At 60.6% G+C, this 14250-nt stretch carries 14 protein-coding genes and 1 pseudogene; 7 read left to right on the top strand and 8 right to left on the bottom strand.

Going from position 1 to position 14250, the window contains the following annotated elements; all coding sequences use genetic code 11:
* Window positions 1-80 precede the first annotated feature (80 nt).
* Window positions 81-995: an oxygen-dependent coproporphyrinogen oxidase gene (gene hemF / locus BN1800_RS02910; protein ID WP_086994498.1), complete on the bottom strand. Its 915-nt coding sequence runs from the start codon at window positions 993-995 to the stop codon at window positions 81-83.
* A 171-nt stretch (window positions 996-1166) separates the two neighbouring features.
* Here hemF and BN1800_RS02905 point away from each other — a divergent pair, with 171 nt between their 5' ends.
* Window positions 1167-1427 (top strand): hypothetical protein, encoded by a 261-nt coding sequence (locus BN1800_RS02905; protein WP_022714201.1) that lies wholly within the window; start codon window positions 1167-1169, stop codon window positions 1425-1427.
* Between the two features lie 3 nt (window positions 1428-1430).
* Here the strand turns inward: BN1800_RS02905 and BN1800_RS02900 are convergent, their stop codons facing one another.
* Window positions 1431-3077, bottom strand: coding sequence for a Na/Pi cotransporter family protein (locus BN1800_RS02900; RefSeq protein WP_086994236.1), 1647 nt, complete (start codon window positions 3075-3077; stop codon window positions 1431-1433).
* Between the two features lie 204 nt (window positions 3078-3281).
* Window positions 3282-3743, bottom strand: coding sequence for a tRNA (cytidine(34)-2'-O)-methyltransferase (locus BN1800_RS02895; RefSeq protein ID WP_027508354.1), 462 nt, complete (start codon window positions 3741-3743; stop codon window positions 3282-3284).
* Between the two features lie 382 nt (window positions 3744-4125).
* On the opposite strand from BN1800_RS02895, the gene BN1800_RS02885 reads away from it, so the two are divergent.
* Window positions 4126-5982 (top strand): ABC transporter ATP-binding protein, encoded by a 1857-nt coding sequence (locus BN1800_RS02885; protein WP_027508355.1) that lies wholly within the window; start codon window positions 4126-4128, stop codon window positions 5980-5982.
* 52 nt (window positions 5983-6034) lie between these two features.
* On the opposite strand, the pseudogene BN1800_RS02880 reads toward BN1800_RS02885, so the two are convergent.
* Window positions 6035-6163, bottom strand: a pseudogene (locus BN1800_RS02880) (IS3 family transposase); the annotation flags it as partial.
* A 19-nt stretch (window positions 6164-6182) separates the two neighbouring features.
* Window positions 6183-6407, bottom strand: coding sequence for a ribbon-helix-helix domain-containing protein (locus tag BN1800_RS02875; RefSeq protein ID WP_027508356.1), 225 nt, complete (start codon window positions 6405-6407; stop codon window positions 6183-6185).
* A 163-nt stretch (window positions 6408-6570) separates the two neighbouring features.
* Here BN1800_RS02875 and BN1800_RS02870 point away from each other — a divergent pair, with 163 nt between their 5' ends.
* From BN1800_RS02870 to BN1800_RS02850, 5 genes are all read left to right on the top strand, one after another.
* Complete coding sequence (locus BN1800_RS02870; RefSeq protein WP_027508357.1) at window positions 6571-8460, top strand: ABC transporter ATP-binding protein; 1890 nt, start codon at window positions 6571-6573, stop codon at window positions 8458-8460.
* Between the two features lie 241 nt (window positions 8461-8701).
* Window positions 8702-9280 (top strand): ubiquinol-cytochrome c reductase iron-sulfur subunit, encoded by a 579-nt coding sequence (petA, locus tag BN1800_RS02865; RefSeq protein WP_027508358.1) that lies wholly within the window; start codon window positions 8702-8704, stop codon window positions 9278-9280.
* A 14-nt stretch (window positions 9281-9294) separates the two neighbouring features.
* A complete protein-coding gene (locus BN1800_RS02860) occupies window positions 9295-10566 on the top strand; it encodes a cytochrome b (protein ID WP_027508359.1) in 1272 nt (423 codons plus the stop codon).
* 21 nt (window positions 10567-10587) lie between these two features.
* The gene (locus BN1800_RS02855) at window positions 10588-11472 is read left to right on the top strand and encodes a cytochrome c1 (RefSeq protein ID WP_027508360.1); all 885 of its coding nucleotides are present in this window, start codon (window positions 10588-10590) and stop codon (window positions 11470-11472) included.
* A 116-nt stretch (window positions 11473-11588) separates the two neighbouring features.
* Complete coding sequence (locus tag BN1800_RS02850; RefSeq protein WP_027508361.1) at window positions 11589-12131, top strand: adenine phosphoribosyltransferase; 543 nt, start codon at window positions 11589-11591, stop codon at window positions 12129-12131.
* A 9-nt stretch (window positions 12132-12140) separates the two neighbouring features.
* On the opposite strand, the gene BN1800_RS02845 is transcribed toward BN1800_RS02850, so the two are convergent.
* Genes BN1800_RS02845 through ychF form a run of 3 tightly spaced genes read right to left on the bottom strand, consistent with a single transcriptional unit; the run spans window position 12141 to window position 14201 of the window.
* A complete protein-coding gene (locus BN1800_RS02845) occupies window positions 12141-12608 on the bottom strand; it encodes a MaoC family dehydratase (RefSeq protein WP_027508362.1) in 468 nt (155 codons plus the stop codon).
* The gene (locus tag BN1800_RS02840; RefSeq protein ID WP_086994230.1) at window positions 12605-13066 is read right to left on the bottom strand and encodes a MaoC family dehydratase; all 462 of its coding nucleotides are present in this window, start codon (window positions 13064-13066) and stop codon (window positions 12605-12607) included. The genes BN1800_RS02845 and BN1800_RS02840 overlap by 4 nt, the downstream gene beginning before the upstream one ends.
* Window positions 13067-13097: 31 nt before the next feature.
* On the bottom strand, window positions 13098-14201 hold the full coding sequence (gene ychF / locus BN1800_RS02835; RefSeq protein WP_027508364.1) for a redox-regulated ATPase YchF: 1104 nt from the start codon (window positions 14199-14201) through the stop codon (window positions 13098-13100).
* Between the last annotated feature and the right edge of the window lie 49 nt (window positions 14202-14250).

The raw sequence follows: 14250 nt of genomic DNA, 5'->3' as shown, positions 1-14250 counted from the left end.
AGTTTAGCACGTTAGTTTAGCGCACGCTCACGCTTCTTGAAGGCCATGTAATGTATTTTTACCCGTACGCTGTCGTACGGTCATGGCCACCGGACGACCGGCGGCATCGATGAGAGAATTGACTCGATATTGCCACCTGTCTTCAGTCCGAAAATTGTACCGCGATCGTAGAGCAAATTGAACTCGACATAGCGCCCGCGCCTGATCAATTGCTCGTCACGGTCCGCCTCCGTCCATTCCTTGTTGAAGTTGGAGCGGACGATTTTCGGATAGACCATGGCGAAGGCCCGGCCGACATCGCGCGTGAATGCAAAATCGGCCTCCCAGCCGCCAGCTTCCTCGCTCGAATGCAGCCAGTCGTAGAAGATGCCGCCGATGCCGCGCGGCTCGTTGCGATGCTTCAAGAAGAAGTACTCGTCGCACCATTTCTTGTAAGCACCGTAGTCTGCGACGCCTGAATGGCTGCGGCAGGCGATTTCCATCGCCTTGTGGAAGAGGCGGCTGTCGTCGTCTTCCTGCGTACGGCGCCGGTCGAGCACCGGCGTCAGGTCCGCACCGCCACCGAACCAGCGGCTGGAGGTGACGACCATGCGGGTGTTCATGTGCACTGTGGGCACGTTGGGGTTCACCGGATGGGCGATCAGCGAAATCCCCGAGGCCCAGAAGCGCGGGTCTTCGCTGGCGCCCGGCATCTGGGCACGAAGATCGGGCGCGAATTCGCCGTAGACGGTGGAGGTATGCACGCCGACCTTTTCGAAGACGCGGCCATGCATCATCGACATGCAGCCCCCACCGCCGGCACCATTTTCACGCGACCATTCGTTGCCGACGAAACGGCCTGGCTGCTGATCCGAAAGCGGGCCGGTCAACTCGTCTTCCAGAGCTTCGAAGGAGGCGCAGATCGTATCGCGCAAGCCTTCGAACCACGTGCGGGCGGCGGTTTTCTTGTCTTCGATATCGTCCGGCAGGCCGACCGGCAGGTCTGGTCGTTCCATCATTACCCCCACATTACAACACAACACGACTCGATCATCGCTAATTATGGCTTCGTGGTATCAGGTGCATCGGTGGCTTGCCAGCGGGCGGAAGGACGCAGTCGAGGCGGCAAAGATTCGACTCGCAAATTGAAATTTTCAATACTACCTTTTCGGTCAGAGGTAGGTTTCATGACTAAAATCCCGGGACCTCCGTCGTTTGACGGCTTGAAGCGAAGGATCGAACGGCATCGGGCGGAAGGCACTGCCCGGAAGGGCGACCATTTCGTACGCCAGACATACCGCCTTGGCCTGCTCGACGCGCGGGCCAAGGCGCGCGAATGGTTCGCCGAATACCCGAAGGCGGCCTACTGGACCGAAGTGGAAAGCTGGCGGCAGCTCGACAACGACCAGATCGAATTCACCATGCGCCGGCTTCCTTCCGCCGACTGACCGTCACTCCACAGGCGTGCGCAGCCGGCTCTCGATGAGCAATCCGCTCTCGTCGAGGATCGGGTGCGCCACCGAGACAATGTGGGCGTTGATGCGCTTCAGGTCGCGCAGCATGTCGAGATGTAGCGAGCTCGTCTGCAGACTGTCGGCGTAGCCCTCGCGCAGGCGTTCAAGGTGGCGTTCGGCGGATTGCTTCTCCATCCTGCGCACCTCGACCTTCACTTCCATCATCTGCTTGGCGAGATTGAAGTCGCGCGTCACGAAGATCGTTTGTGCGATCCGCAGGTTGTCGATCGTCAGATGGAAGAGCTTCTTGAGCTCCTGGTAGCCGTCGTCGGAGAACCGCAGGCCGAGCGAAGCCTTCTTGCCTATCTGCGGCAGCAGGCCCTTTTCGATGATGTCGCCGATATGCTCGAGGTTGATGGCGTAGTCAATGATGACGATCGAGTGGCGGCCGTTCTCCTCGCTCAGGCCCTTGCGACCGAGCTTGGAAAGGTAGACCTTCACTTCCTGCTGCAGGCTGTCGACCCGCTTTTCGAGCGTGGGAATTTCCTTGAGCTTCGTCAGGTCGTTCTGCTCGAAGGCGTCAGAGGCGCGCATCAGCATACGTTCGATGATGTCACCGACACCGAGGACTTCGCGAGTGGCGCTCGCAAGCGCCACGACGGGCGTCGACAACTCGTGCTGGTCGAGATATTTCGGCGCATTATCGGTCTGTGTTTCCTCCGGAACGAGGCGCAGCATCAGCTGCGACAAGAGGCGCGAGAACGGCCAGGCGAGAGCAGCGAGGATCAGGTTAAAGCCGAGATGCGCGTCGACCGGCAGCTTGGTGGGCGCAAGCGGCAGCATTTCCAGAAGTTCAGCTCCATAGCCGGCAAGCGGCAGCGCGATCACGCAGCCGGTGGCGCGCACGATCAGGTTGCCCAGCGCAACGCGTTTTGCGGAGGCAGGCCCCGCAAGCGAAGCGACAACCGGCGGAATTGCGCCGCCAAGATTGGCGCCCAGAACGAGCACGATCACGAGGCCGGCCGAAAGAATACCGGTTGACGCCAACGAAAGGATCAGCACCACGGCGGCGAGGCTCGACGAGGAGATGAAGGCAATGCCGGCGGAAAAGGCAAGCGCCACCAGCCAGGCGTTGTCGAGCAGGCCGATGAAGGCGGCGAGGGCAGGAGATTGGCGCATCGGCTCGGTTGCGCCGCTCAGGAGGTGCAGCGACAGGAGCATGAGACCGATGCCGATCAGGGCGGTGCCGCCGCCCTGGCGTGCGGTCGAGCCGCTACGATAGAGGATGATACCCGCGAGGATGACGAGCGGCGACAGCCACTCGATGCCGGTCGCGACGATCCAGGCCGTGACCGCCGTGCCGACATTGGCGCCGAGCAAGACGATCTGCGCCATGCGCGGCTTCACCAGTTCGCGCTCGACGAAGGAGGCGACCATCAGCGCCGTCGCCGTGGAGCTTTGCAATGCCAGCGTCGCGACGAAGCCCGAAATGAAGGAGCGCAATCCGCCGCGCGTGCCTGTCGCAAGACCCGTCCGCAGCCGTGCACCGAAGGCCCGCGATACGCCATCCTTCACCTGCGCGAGACCGAACAGCAACAGGGCTACTGCGCCGAACAGGTTTATCATGACGATCGTGGATTTCATGCTCTGCGGGTCTTTTCTTCTCGTTCGCGGCCGGCGCAATGCTGTGCAATCTGACGTTCAGCGCATTGCCATCTCTTTGAAATCGCGGCCTGGATTCTGGCTTCTTTGATTGTCCGGCTAAATATAATACGCCTGTTTCGGGATATCACAACGTCGTTCGCGACATATCTTGGCGAGGCTTCGCGCGGCCGCTCGGAGACGAAATCAACGCCAGACGGTCTGGCGTATGGCCTCGCCGGCGATCATCGCGGCGGAGACCGCGACATTGATCGACCGCTGGCCTTCGACCATCGGGATCAGAATACGCCCGTCGGCTTTTTCGTGAACATGGTCCGGAACGCCCGCGCTTTCGCGGCCGAACAGCAAAATGTCGTCCGGTCGGAATGCGAAGTCCGTGTACCGGCCCGATGCCTTGGTGGAGGCAAGCACGATGCGGCGGCCCGTCGGAGCCCGCCATTCCTCGAAGCGATCCCAACTGACATGACGGGTGAGCGCGACGGCTGCGATATAGTCCATGCCGGCGCGTTTCAGGTTGCGGTCGGAAATGTCGAAGCCGGCGGGCTCGATGATGTCGACGGCAATTCCGAGACAGGCGGCGAGACGCAGGATCGTGCCGGTATTGCCGGGGATGTCGGGCTGATAGAGCGCCAGTCTGAGATCGGTCATCCGAAATACCATTTTGCTGCTTAAGGCAAAGAGACCTAGATCAACTGTGATTTCGGTGCAACAGGACGCATCTTGGCCCTGAATTGTTCAATTTCCGCCGATTTTGGACTGGAAATTTCGCAATTTTCGCGTTATTGGTGCGCATCTTCAATCGCCAGCTAGGGAGGGCCGACATGAATATTCTGATGCTTACGCGCCTTCCAGCCGTGATACCAAGCGTGGCGATCTCGCGCTCCTGAGCGCAAAACTTCCTAAAATTCCCATTTTTGATCCATTGCGCGGCTGTCGTGGCCTCGCCCCTCGAACGTCCGGTTCCCATATGTGCCTCAGTGCGTTTTGCGCAGGCCGGGAGGCGGAACGGCAAAGTTCCGGAGCACTTTTCATGTTTAGCTGGTTCGAACAGCGACTGAACCCCTTTCCGAGTGAGGAGCCCGTCGTTCCCCCGAAAGGCCTTTTTGCCTTCTGCTGGCACTATACGAAGCCTGCAGCGCCCTGGCTTGCGGCCATGGCGGTGCTGACGGCGCTGATTGCGATCGGCGAGGTGGCACTCTTCCAGTTCCTCGGCGATGTCGTCGACTGGCTGACGAATGCTGACAAGGCGACGTTCCTGCAGACGGAGTGGCACAAGCTTGCCTGGATGGCGGCTTTGATCCTTATCGGCCTGCCGCTGGCGGCCGGGCTCGATTCGCTCATCATGCATCAGGTTCTGCTCGGCAACTACCCGATGAGCGCGCGCTGGCAGATGCACCGCTTCCTGCTGCGCCACAGCATGACCTTCTTCGCCAACGAATTTGCCGGACGCGTTGCGACCAAGGTGATGCAGACCTCGCTTGCAGTTCGTGAAACAACGATGAAGATCCTCGACGTCTTCGTCTATGTCGTCACCTACTTCCTGACGATGATCATCGTAATCGCCGCGGCAGACTGGCGGCTGATGATGCCGATCCTGGTCTGGCTTGGCATCTATGTCGGCATCGTGTCGTATTTCGTCCCGCGGCTTCGCAGGATCGCCGCACGTCAGGCCGATGCGCGTTCAATGATGACCGGCCGGGTGGTCGATAGCTACACGAACATTGCGACCGTCAAGCTGTTCTCGCACGCGGGCAGGGAGGAAGGCTATGCCAAGGCCGGCATGGACGAATTCCTGCAGACGGTGCACCAGCAGATGCGCCGCGTCACGCTGTTCCATGTGTGCGTCTATATCAACAACTGCGTGGCACTCTTCGTCATCTCGGGCCTGTCGATCTGGTTTTGGCTGAATGGCCAGATCTCGGTCGGCGCGATCGCCATCGCGATCGGCCTTGCGATGCGTGTCAACGGCATGTCCCAGTGGATCATGTGGGAGGTGTCGGCGCTCTTCGAAAACATCGGTACCGTCTATGACGGCATGGAAATGATGACGAAGAGCCACGACATCACCGACAAGCCCGGTGCACCGCCGATGCAGGCGAAGAAAGGTGCGATCCACTACGACCGCATCCGCTTCCACTACGGCAAGGGCAAGGGCGTCATCGAAAGCCTTTCGCTCGATATCAAGGCGGGTGAGAAGGTCGGCCTCGTCGGCCGGTCCGGGGCAGGCAAGACGACACTGATGAACCTGCTGCTGCGCTTTTACGATCTGGAAGCCGGCCGCATCACCATCGACGGGCAGGATATCTCGCAAGTGTCGCAGGAAAGCCTCCGGTCGCTGATCGGCGTGGTGACGCAGGATACGTCGTTGCTGCATCGCTCGATCCGCGACAACATTGCCTACGGCCGTCCGGACGCGACGGATACGGACGTGATCGAGGCGGCGAAGCGGGCAAATGCCTGGGAATTCATCGACGGGCTTGTCGACATGCAGGGCCGCAAGGGGCTCGACGCGCAGGTCGGCGAGCGCGGCGTCAAGCTCTCCGGCGGCCAGCGCCAGCGCGTTGCGATCGCGCGCGTGTTCCTGAAGGACGCGCCGATCCTGGTGCTCGACGAGGCGACCTCGGCGCTCGATTCCGAAGTGGAAGCGGCGATCCAGGAGAACCTATTTGCGCTGATGGAAGGCAAGACGGTGATCGCGATCGCCCATCGCCTGTCGACGCTGACGGAGATGGACCGCCTGATCGTGCTCGACAAAGGCCGGATCATCGAGGCTGGTTCGCACGCCGATCTCGTCAGCCAGGGCGGCATATATGCCGACCTCTGGACCCGACAGTCCGGCGGCTTCCTCGCCGATCATTCGGTAGAAGCCGAGGAAGCGGCGGAATAAGGCGAAAAGGCCCTCCCGGTGAAAGTGAACTGACCCCATTAAGGTGGACGGTTTAAAGGCGCGGCAGATTTAAGGGCTGGGTTCTGTACTGTACAGGGCTCGGCCCTTTGAGTTTCATTTTGATCCTGTCGTGATTGTAGTAGTGGGTATAGTCGGTAATGGCGGACTGCAGGCTCTGAACGAATCCTAAAAGAGCCTGTTCACAGGCTGTCCGCCCAATCCCGTACCCTATGACGTTCGACCACGACGATGGCGCCCGCCATCGTGCGGAGTGCCGTCAGGCGGCGTTCTTCCTCGTTGTCGAGCCATGCGGCAACGGCCTCGCTGACGATGGTGTCGCGCGATATGCCGAGTTGGGCTGCGGTTTCATCGAGTCTTTTCGCAAGCGGAAGCGGAATATGCGACGCGAGCACCCTCGTTTCCATGACGGTATTTCTCCGTTAAACGGCGATTGTACTCTGAGATCGTGACGAGGTCAGCGACATTCAACATGGATGCCGCCGATGTTACCGAAAATTGCCAAAATATAAGGTTCTGCCCCTCCTCCATTGCCTTTGCCGCAGGGTTGTCCCGGACTATAACGCAATGATGCTCCTGCGCCCGATACTCAATCTGTTCGAACACTGGATCGATCCGTTCCGACCGCGCGGCAATATCCAGCCGCCGCGTTCGACCGCGGGCTTCATCTGGTTTTACATCGGCCAGGCAAAATGGCCGTTCGTCGCGATGCTCGTTCTGGGCGGCATGTCGGCGGCGATCGAGGCCGCGCTTTTCTGGTTCGTCGGACGGCTGGTCGATATACTAGGCGCCGTCAAGCCGGGCGTTGGCTGGAGCGAACTGCTTGCTGCGCACGGCGGCGAATTGTTCGGCATGCTGGCGCTGATCGGCCTCGTTCGTTTCGTGGTTGCCTTTCTCATCGCGCTGGTCGATCAGCAGGTGATCACGCCGGGCTTCTATAATCTCGCACGCTGGCAGTCCTATCTGCATGTGTCGCGCCAGTCGCTGCACTTCTTCCAGAGCGATTTTTCCGGGCGGATCGTGACGAAGGTCTGGTCGGCCGGCCAGGCGGTGGGCGATCTCACCACCTCTCTCATGGAGAGCGTCTGGTTCGTCGGAATCTACGCAGCGACGACACTGGTGCTGGTCGCGCGGCTCGATCTTTCGCTTGCCGCCGTGGTGCTGTTCTGGCTTTGCGCCTTCGGCGTGCTTGCCCGCTATTTCGTGCCGCGCATCCGCTATCACTCACGCGAAACGGCGGAAGCCGCCTCGATGCTCAACGGCCGCATGGTCGATTCCTACAGCAACATCCAGACGCTGAAGCTTTTCGCTCGTCACGAGGAGACCGACCGCTACATGCGCCAGGGCTTCGACATCTATCAGGATACCGTGCTGCGCTTTACCCGGTTCATCACCGGTGTGCGCGCCTCGATGGCGCTGCTTTCCGGCCTAATGATCGTGACGATGGCCGGGTTGAGCGTCGATCTGTGGCTGCGCGGGTTGGTGAGTTCCGGTTCGGTGGCTTTTTCGCTGGCGCTGGTCCTGCGCCTCAACTTCCTCCTCGGGCGTCTGATGACGCAATTCAACGGCATCATGCGCAATCTCGGCACGATCCAGAACGCCGCCGAGCTGATTTCGCAGCCACTCGCCCTCGTCGATCGGCCCAATGCTTCCGATCTCGTCGTCCGGGAGCCCGGCATCCGCTTCGAAAACGTCTCCTTCCATTACGGCCGGGGCAAGGGTGTCATCGAGAATTTCTCGCTCACCGTCGCGGCCGGCGAGAAGGTCGGGATCGTCGGGCGTTCCGGCGCCGGCAAATCGACGCTGGTCCACCTCCTGCTGCGCCTTTACGACCTTGAAGGCGGACGCATCCTTGTCGATGGCCAGGATATCGCCGCCGTCAGCCAGGAGTCGCTGCGCATGCAGATAGGCGTCGTCAGCCAGGATACGTCGCTGCTGCACCGCTCGGTCAAGGACAACATCCTCTTCGGCCGGCCCGATGCGGGCGAGGAGCGGCTGCTTGACGCCGCGCGACGGGCCGAGGCGCTCGGCTTCATCGATCAACTGCAAGATCAGCAGGGACGCAAGGGTTTCGACGCGCATGTCGGCGAGCGTGGCGTGAAGCTTTCAGGCGGGCAGCGGCAGCGCATAGCGATCGCGCGCGTCATGCTGAAGGACGCGCCGATCCTCGTGCTCGACGAGGCGACCTCGGCGCTTGATTCCGAGGTGGAAGAGGTGATCCAGTCCAATCTCAGCCGGATCATGGAGGGGAAGACCGTGCTCGCCATCGCGCACCGCCTTTCCACCATCGCCGCACTCGATCGGCTGATCGTCGTCGATCGCGGTCGGATCATCGAAGAAGGCACGCATGAATCACTGGTCGGAAGGGGCGGGCTTTATGCAGAGCTATGGGCGCGCCAGTCCGGCGGCTTCCTTGGTGCAGACGAAGAGATGCCCGGGCGCGAGGCGAAGGTGGTTTAGAAAAGCGTCTGCCGGCTAGGCTTCGATCCGTTGAAGCCTGCGGATTGCCAAAAAAATTTCATCCGTATTTTCCCGCGACATTGTGCCCCCATCCCCTTGTCAAGGCTGGACATAATTTGCGATCAAGCATAGAACGCGCCGGATTGGCGGGGAATCTATGGCCGAACTGTGTCTATATGGATTCGCCGCGTAGAGGGGCAGGGCGGAATTCCGCGAAAATTGCGCAGAGGATGGTTTAGCCGTGAGCGAACACGAAACGACAAGCGAGGCTTCAGCGGAGCCCACGCGCCGTGATTTCCTTTATCTCACCACTGGTATGGCGGGCGCGGTCGGCGCTGCGGCCGTCGCCTGGCCTTTCATCGATCAGATGCGTCCGGATGCGTCCACGCTCGCTCTCGCGTCCATCGAAGTCGACGTATCGAGCCTCCAGCCCGGCATGTCGCTGACCGCGAAGTGGCGCGGCAAGCCGGTCTTCATCCGCAACCGTACGCCCGAGGAAGTAAAGGCTGCCGACGAGGTTCCGCTTTCGGATCTCAAGGATCCGATTGCACGCAACGAGAACCTTCCGGCCGAAGCGCAGGCAACCGGTATCGACCGCTCTGCCGGCAAGGACAAGGAAAACTGGATCGTCATGATCGGCTCGTGCACCCATCTCGGCTGCGTGCCGCTCGGGCAGGCCGGCGAATACAATGGTTGGTTCTGTCCCTGCCATGGCTCGGTCTACGACACGGCCGGCCGCATCCGTAAAGGTCCGGCGCCGACGAATCTGCCGATTCCGACCTATTCGTTCGTTTCCGATACAATGATCAAGATCGGTTGAGGGGAGACTGATTTATGAGTGGCCATTCCAGCTACGAGCCATCAACCGGCCTAGAGAAGTGGATCGACGCGCGCCTGCCGCTACCGCGCATGGTCTACGACAGCTTCGTTGCATATCCGGTTCCGCGTAACCTGAACTATGCCTACACCTTCGGCGCCATGCTTGCGGTCATGCTGATCGCTCAGATCCTGACCGGCGTGGTGCTCGCCATGCATTATGCCCCTGAGGCCTCGGTCGCTTTCAACGCCGTCGAAAAGATCATGCGCGACGTCAACCACGGCTGGCTGCTGCGCTACATGCATGCCAACGGCGCATCCTTCTTCTTCGTTGCTGTCTACCTGCACATTGCCCGCGGCCTCTACTACGGCTCCTACAAGGCGCCGCGCGAAATCCTCTGGATCCTCGGTGTTCTCATCTACCTGCTGATGATGGCGACCGGCTTCATGGGCTACGTCCTGCCCTGGGGGCAGATGTCCTTCTGGGGCGCGACCGTCATCACCGGCTTCTTCTCGGCCTTCCCGCTGGTCGGCGAATGGGTGCAGCAGTTCCTGCTCGGTGGCTTCGCAGTCGAAAACCCCACGCTGAACCGCTTCTTCTCGCTGCACTACCTGCTGCCCTTCATTATCGCAGGCGTTGTCGTGCTGCATATCTGGGCGCTGCACGTCGTCGGTCAGACGAACCCGACCGGCGTCGAGGTCAAGACCAAGACGGACACCGTCCGCTTCACGCCTTATGCTACCCTGAAGGACGCACTCGGCGTTTCGATCTTCCTGCTGGTCTACGCCTACTTTGTCTTCTACATGCCGAACTTCCTCGGCCATCCGGACAACTATATCCCGGCAGACCCGCTGAAGACGCCGGCCCACATCGTTCCGGAATGGTACTTCCTGCCGTTCTACGCGATGCTACGCTCGATCACCTTCAACATCGGCCCCATCGACTCCAAGCTCGGCGGCGTCCTCGTGATGTTCGGCGCAATCATCGTGCTGTTCTTCCTGCCGTGGCTCGACACGTCGAAGGTCCGCTCTGCGGTCTACCGCCCGTGGTACAAGATGTTCTACTGGCTCTTCGTGATCGATGCGATCATCCTCGGCTGGCTCGGTTCCCAACCTGCGGAAGGTTCTTTCGTCCTGATCTCGCAGATCTGCACGCTACTTTACTTTGCTTTCTTCCTGGTCGCCATGCCGGTGCTTGGTCTCGTCGAGACGCCGCGCCGCATTCCAAACTCGATCACCGAAGCCGTGCTGGAAAAGCGCAATCAACAAACTGCTACGGTCAAGGCATAAGCGAGCAGAAGGAATAGAACGATGAAAAAGCTTGTTGCAAGCATTCTGCCGCTCGCAGTCGCAGCCTTCCTCGGAAGCGCTGCATTCGCCCAGGAAGCGACGCCCGGCGAGGGCGCTGCTCCGGCCGAGCATGAGGAGGGTGCCACCCCGCACTACCCGCTGAAGCACCCGCGCGAACAGGACTGGAGCTTCGCTGGCCCGTTCGGCCATTATGACAAGGGCCAGCTGCAGCGCGGCCTGAAGGTCTATACGGAAGTCTGTTCCGCCTGCCACTCGATGAGCCTCGTTCCGTTCCGCATGCTCGGCGAACTCGGTTACTCCGAGGCACAGGTCAAGGCTTTTGCCGCGAATTACGAAGTTCAGGATGGCCCGGATTCTGCGGGTGAGATGTTCACACGCAAGGCTATCGCCTCTGATTATTTTCCGTCGCCTTACGCCAACGCCCAGGCTGCTGCAGCCTCGAACAATGGCGCGGCCCCGCCGGACTTTTCGCTGATTGCGAAGGCCCGCGGTATCACCCGCGGCTTCCCGCAGTTCGTCTTCGATATCTTCACCCAGTATCAGGAAGGCGGGCCGGACTACATCTATTCGCTGTTGACCGGCTATGAAGAGCCGCCGGCGGGTTTCCAGGTTCCGGAGGGTGCGCATTACAACCCGTACTTCAACGCGGCGGCGGCCTTTGCGATGCCGAAGCCGCTTTCGGACGATCAGGTGACCTATGATGACGGCACGCCGCAGACCGTCGACCAGTACTCCAAGGATGTCTCGGCATTCCTGATGTGGGCGGCAGAGCCGCACCTCGAAGAGCGCAAGCGCACCGGCTTCATGGTCATCGTGTTCCTGCTGATCTTCTCGGGGCTCATCTTCCTGACGAAGCGCTCGGTCTACGCCAACAAGGAACACTGAGTGGTCTAACTCAACAAGCAAAAGGCGGCTTTCGGGCCGCCTTTTTTGTTGGTTCCATGTCAGTCAGTTGATAGGGTACAGCCGACTAAATGCCTTCGCAGACAGACGGACTTTCCATGAACAATATTGCCTCGGAGCTTGCGGCCAGCATCCGCTCCATCCCGGACTATCCGAAGCCCGGCATCATCTTTCGCGACATCACGACGCTGCTTGGCAATCCGCGGGCGTTCCGCCGCGCCGTGGACGAACTGGTGCAGCCCTATGCGGGCCTGAAGATCGACAAGATCGCCGGCATGGAAGCGCGGGGTTTCATCCTCGGCGGTGCTGTGGCGCATCAGCTCTCTGCGGGCTTCGTGCCGATCCGCAAGAAGGGCAAGCTGCCGCATGACACGGTGCGCATCGCCTACAGCCTGGAATATGGCGTCGATGAGATGGAGATGCACCGGGATGCGGTTCAGCCGGGCGAAAAGGTCATTCTCGTGGACGACCTCATTGCGACCGGCGGGACGGCCGTCGGCGCGACGAAGCTGCTTCGCCAGATGGGCGCGGACGTCGTCGGCGCGTGCTTCGTCATCGATCTGCCGGATCTCGGCGGACGCAGGAAGCTCGAGGAGCTTGGCGTCAAGGTCCACACGCTGGTCGAATTTGCCGGGCATTGAGCTTCGGCATTACTCGAATTCCAGCACGCTGCTTTCGAAGCGGATGACGGGCGTGCCGTCCTGATTGACGCCTTCGTTGAGAATTGAATTGAGGAACCAGCCCGGCCGCGATGTGAGAGGCCGGCTGGCAAGCAAGGTCACCGAGTAGCTGACCGTCTCGTCGACGAAGACCGGGCGCAGCCATTGCAGCTTCTGGAAGCCTGGCGAGGGGCCGAGTTTCGGCGGGGCGATGCCTTCCCTGGCAAGCCGTGCGGTTTCCTTTTCCCAGTAGTCCAGGAACGTCCGCATCCACGCAGCGCAGGTGTGCCAGCCGGAGGCGCAGAGATTGCCGAAGAGCGTCTTCCTGGCTGCCTCCTTGTCGACATGGAAGCGCTGCGGGTCGAAACGCGTGGCGAAATGGACGATCCGTTTCTCGGTAAACGTATAGCTGCCGATCACCGTCTTTTCGCCGATCGTGTAAAGCTTTGCCATCCTCATGGGTTTGCCTCCGCTGCATCGCGCATGCCGAACATGATCCAGTTTTCGCAGTAGCAGACCAGATCGCCGCGCTGATTCTGGACCTCATGCTTGAACCGGGCGATGCCGATGCCGGGCCGCGAGCGCATGGCGCGCGCTTCGAGTACAGTCGAGCGGCCGGATAGCGTGTCGCCGGCCAGCACAGGCTTCTTCCATTCCATGAGATCGATGCCCGGCGCGCCCTCGGAATGGGAATTCAACAGATAGCCGTAAGCCATCATGCGCATGAAGAGGGCTGAGGTATGCCAGCCTGAAGCTGCGAGCCCGCCGAGGATGCTCGCGCGCCCGGCGGTCTCGTCCATATGCATCGGCTGCGGATCGAATTCGGTTGCGAACTCGATAATTTCCTGCGCCGTCACGGCGACCGGGCCTAACGCAAAAGTGCGGCCCGGTTCGAAGTCTTCAAAAGTTAGCTTCATCTGGCCTCGTCCTCCTCGGCCGTGGTGCCAATCAGGTATTGAAGCGGAAGTGGATCACGTCGCCATCCTGAACGACATATTCCTTGCCTTCGTCCCGGGCTTTGCCGGCTTCCTTCGCGCCGGTTTCGCCGCCGAGCGCGATGTAGTCATCATAGGCGATAGTGAAGGCGCGGATGAAGCCGCGTTCGAAATCCGTGTGGATGACGCCGGCAGCGGCCGGCGCCTTGGTGCCGCGCACGATCGTCCAGGCGCGGGTCTCTTTGGGGCCGACGGTGAAATAGGTGATCAGGTCGAGCAAGTGATAGCCTGCACGGATCAGGCGATCGAGGCCGGCCTCTTCGAGACCAAGTGCGGAGAGGAATTCTTTGCTTTCTTCTTCCGGCAGTTGAGCCACTTCGGATTCGATCGCGGCCGAAATGATCACGCATTCGGCGCCTTGGGCTTTCGCCATCTCGGCAACAGCCTCGGTATGTTCGTTGCCGGCCGCGGCATCGGCTTCCGCGACGTTACAAACGTAGAGCACCGGATGGGACGTCAGAAGGTTCAGGCCCTTCAGGATTTCGATCTCGTCGGCGCCGAGTGTCTTCAGCAAGAGGCGTGCCGGTTTCCCTTCGTTGAGGAGCTTGATCACCGCTTCCATGACGGGAAGCTGGGCCAGCGATTCCTTGTCCTTGGAGGCGGCGCGTTTACGGGTTTGCTCGACACGGCGCTCCAGACTTTCAAGGTCGGCGAGCATCAGCTCGGTTTCGACGGTTTCGGCGTCGCTGACCGGATTGATGCGGCCTTCGACATGGGTGACATCGTCATCCTCAAAGCAGCGCAGCACATGCACGACGGCATCGACCTCGCGGATATTGGCGAGGAACTTGTTGCCGAGTCCTTCACCCTTGGACGCGCCGCGCACGAGACCGGCGATATCGACGAAGGAAATGCGGGTGGGAATAATTTCTTTCGAGCCGGCGACCGAGGCAAGTTTCTGCATCCGCGGATCGGGAACGGCAACTTCACCGGTGTTCGGCTCGATCGTGCAGAAGGGATAGTTCGCTGCCTGCGCCGCTGCCGTCTTGGTGAGCGCGTTGAAGAGTGTCGACTTGCCGACGTTCGGCAGACCGACGATACCGCATTTGAAGCCCATGGCTGGATGTCCGTATTCGCTGAAATCGTTGCCTTGCCTATGGGATAAA

This window comes from Rhizobium sullae (assembly GCF_900169785.1).
Taxonomy (GTDB): domain Bacteria; phylum Pseudomonadota; class Alphaproteobacteria; order Rhizobiales; family Rhizobiaceae; genus Rhizobium; species Rhizobium sullae.
This window is presented reverse-complemented; position numbering and strand designations above follow the sequence as displayed.

Excerpts from the sequence above, each read along its gene's own strand:
- hemF (WP_086994498.1), bottom strand. The coding sequence starts at position 995 with ATGGAACGACCAGACCTGCCGGTCGGCCTGCCGGACGATATCGAAGAC.
- BN1800_RS02905 (WP_022714201.1), top strand. The coding sequence starts at position 1,167 with ATGACTAAAATCCCGGGACCTCCGTCGTTTGACGGCTTGAAGCGAAGG.
- BN1800_RS02900 (WP_086994236.1), bottom strand. The coding sequence starts at position 3,077 with ATGAAATCCACGATCGTCATGATAAACCTGTTCGGCGCAGTAGCCCTG.
- BN1800_RS02895 (WP_027508354.1), bottom strand. The coding sequence starts at position 3,743 with ATGACCGATCTCAGACTGGCGCTCTATCAGCCCGACATCCCCGGCAAT.
- BN1800_RS02885 (WP_027508355.1), top strand. The coding sequence starts at position 4,126 with ATGTTTAGCTGGTTCGAACAGCGACTGAACCCCTTTCCGAGTGAGGAG.
- BN1800_RS02875 (WP_027508356.1), bottom strand. The coding sequence starts at position 6,407 with ATGGAAACGAGGGTGCTCGCGTCGCATATTCCGCTTCCGCTTGCGAAA.
- BN1800_RS02870 (WP_027508357.1), top strand. The coding sequence starts at position 6,571 with ATGCTCCTGCGCCCGATACTCAATCTGTTCGAACACTGGATCGATCCG.
- BN1800_RS02860 (WP_027508359.1), top strand. The coding sequence starts at position 9,295 with ATGAGTGGCCATTCCAGCTACGAGCCATCAACCGGCCTAGAGAAGTGG.
- BN1800_RS02855 (WP_027508360.1), top strand. The coding sequence starts at position 10,588 with ATGAAAAAGCTTGTTGCAAGCATTCTGCCGCTCGCAGTCGCAGCCTTC.
- BN1800_RS02850 (WP_027508361.1), top strand. The coding sequence starts at position 11,589 with ATGAACAATATTGCCTCGGAGCTTGCGGCCAGCATCCGCTCCATCCCG.
- BN1800_RS02845 (WP_027508362.1), bottom strand. The coding sequence starts at position 12,608 with ATGAGGATGGCAAAGCTTTACACGATCGGCGAAAAGACGGTGATCGGC.
- BN1800_RS02840 (WP_086994230.1), bottom strand. The coding sequence starts at position 13,066 with ATGAAGCTAACTTTTGAAGACTTCGAACCGGGCCGCACTTTTGCGTTA.
- ychF (WP_027508364.1), bottom strand. The coding sequence starts at position 14,201 with ATGGGCTTCAAATGCGGTATCGTCGGTCTGCCGAACGTCGGCAAGTCG.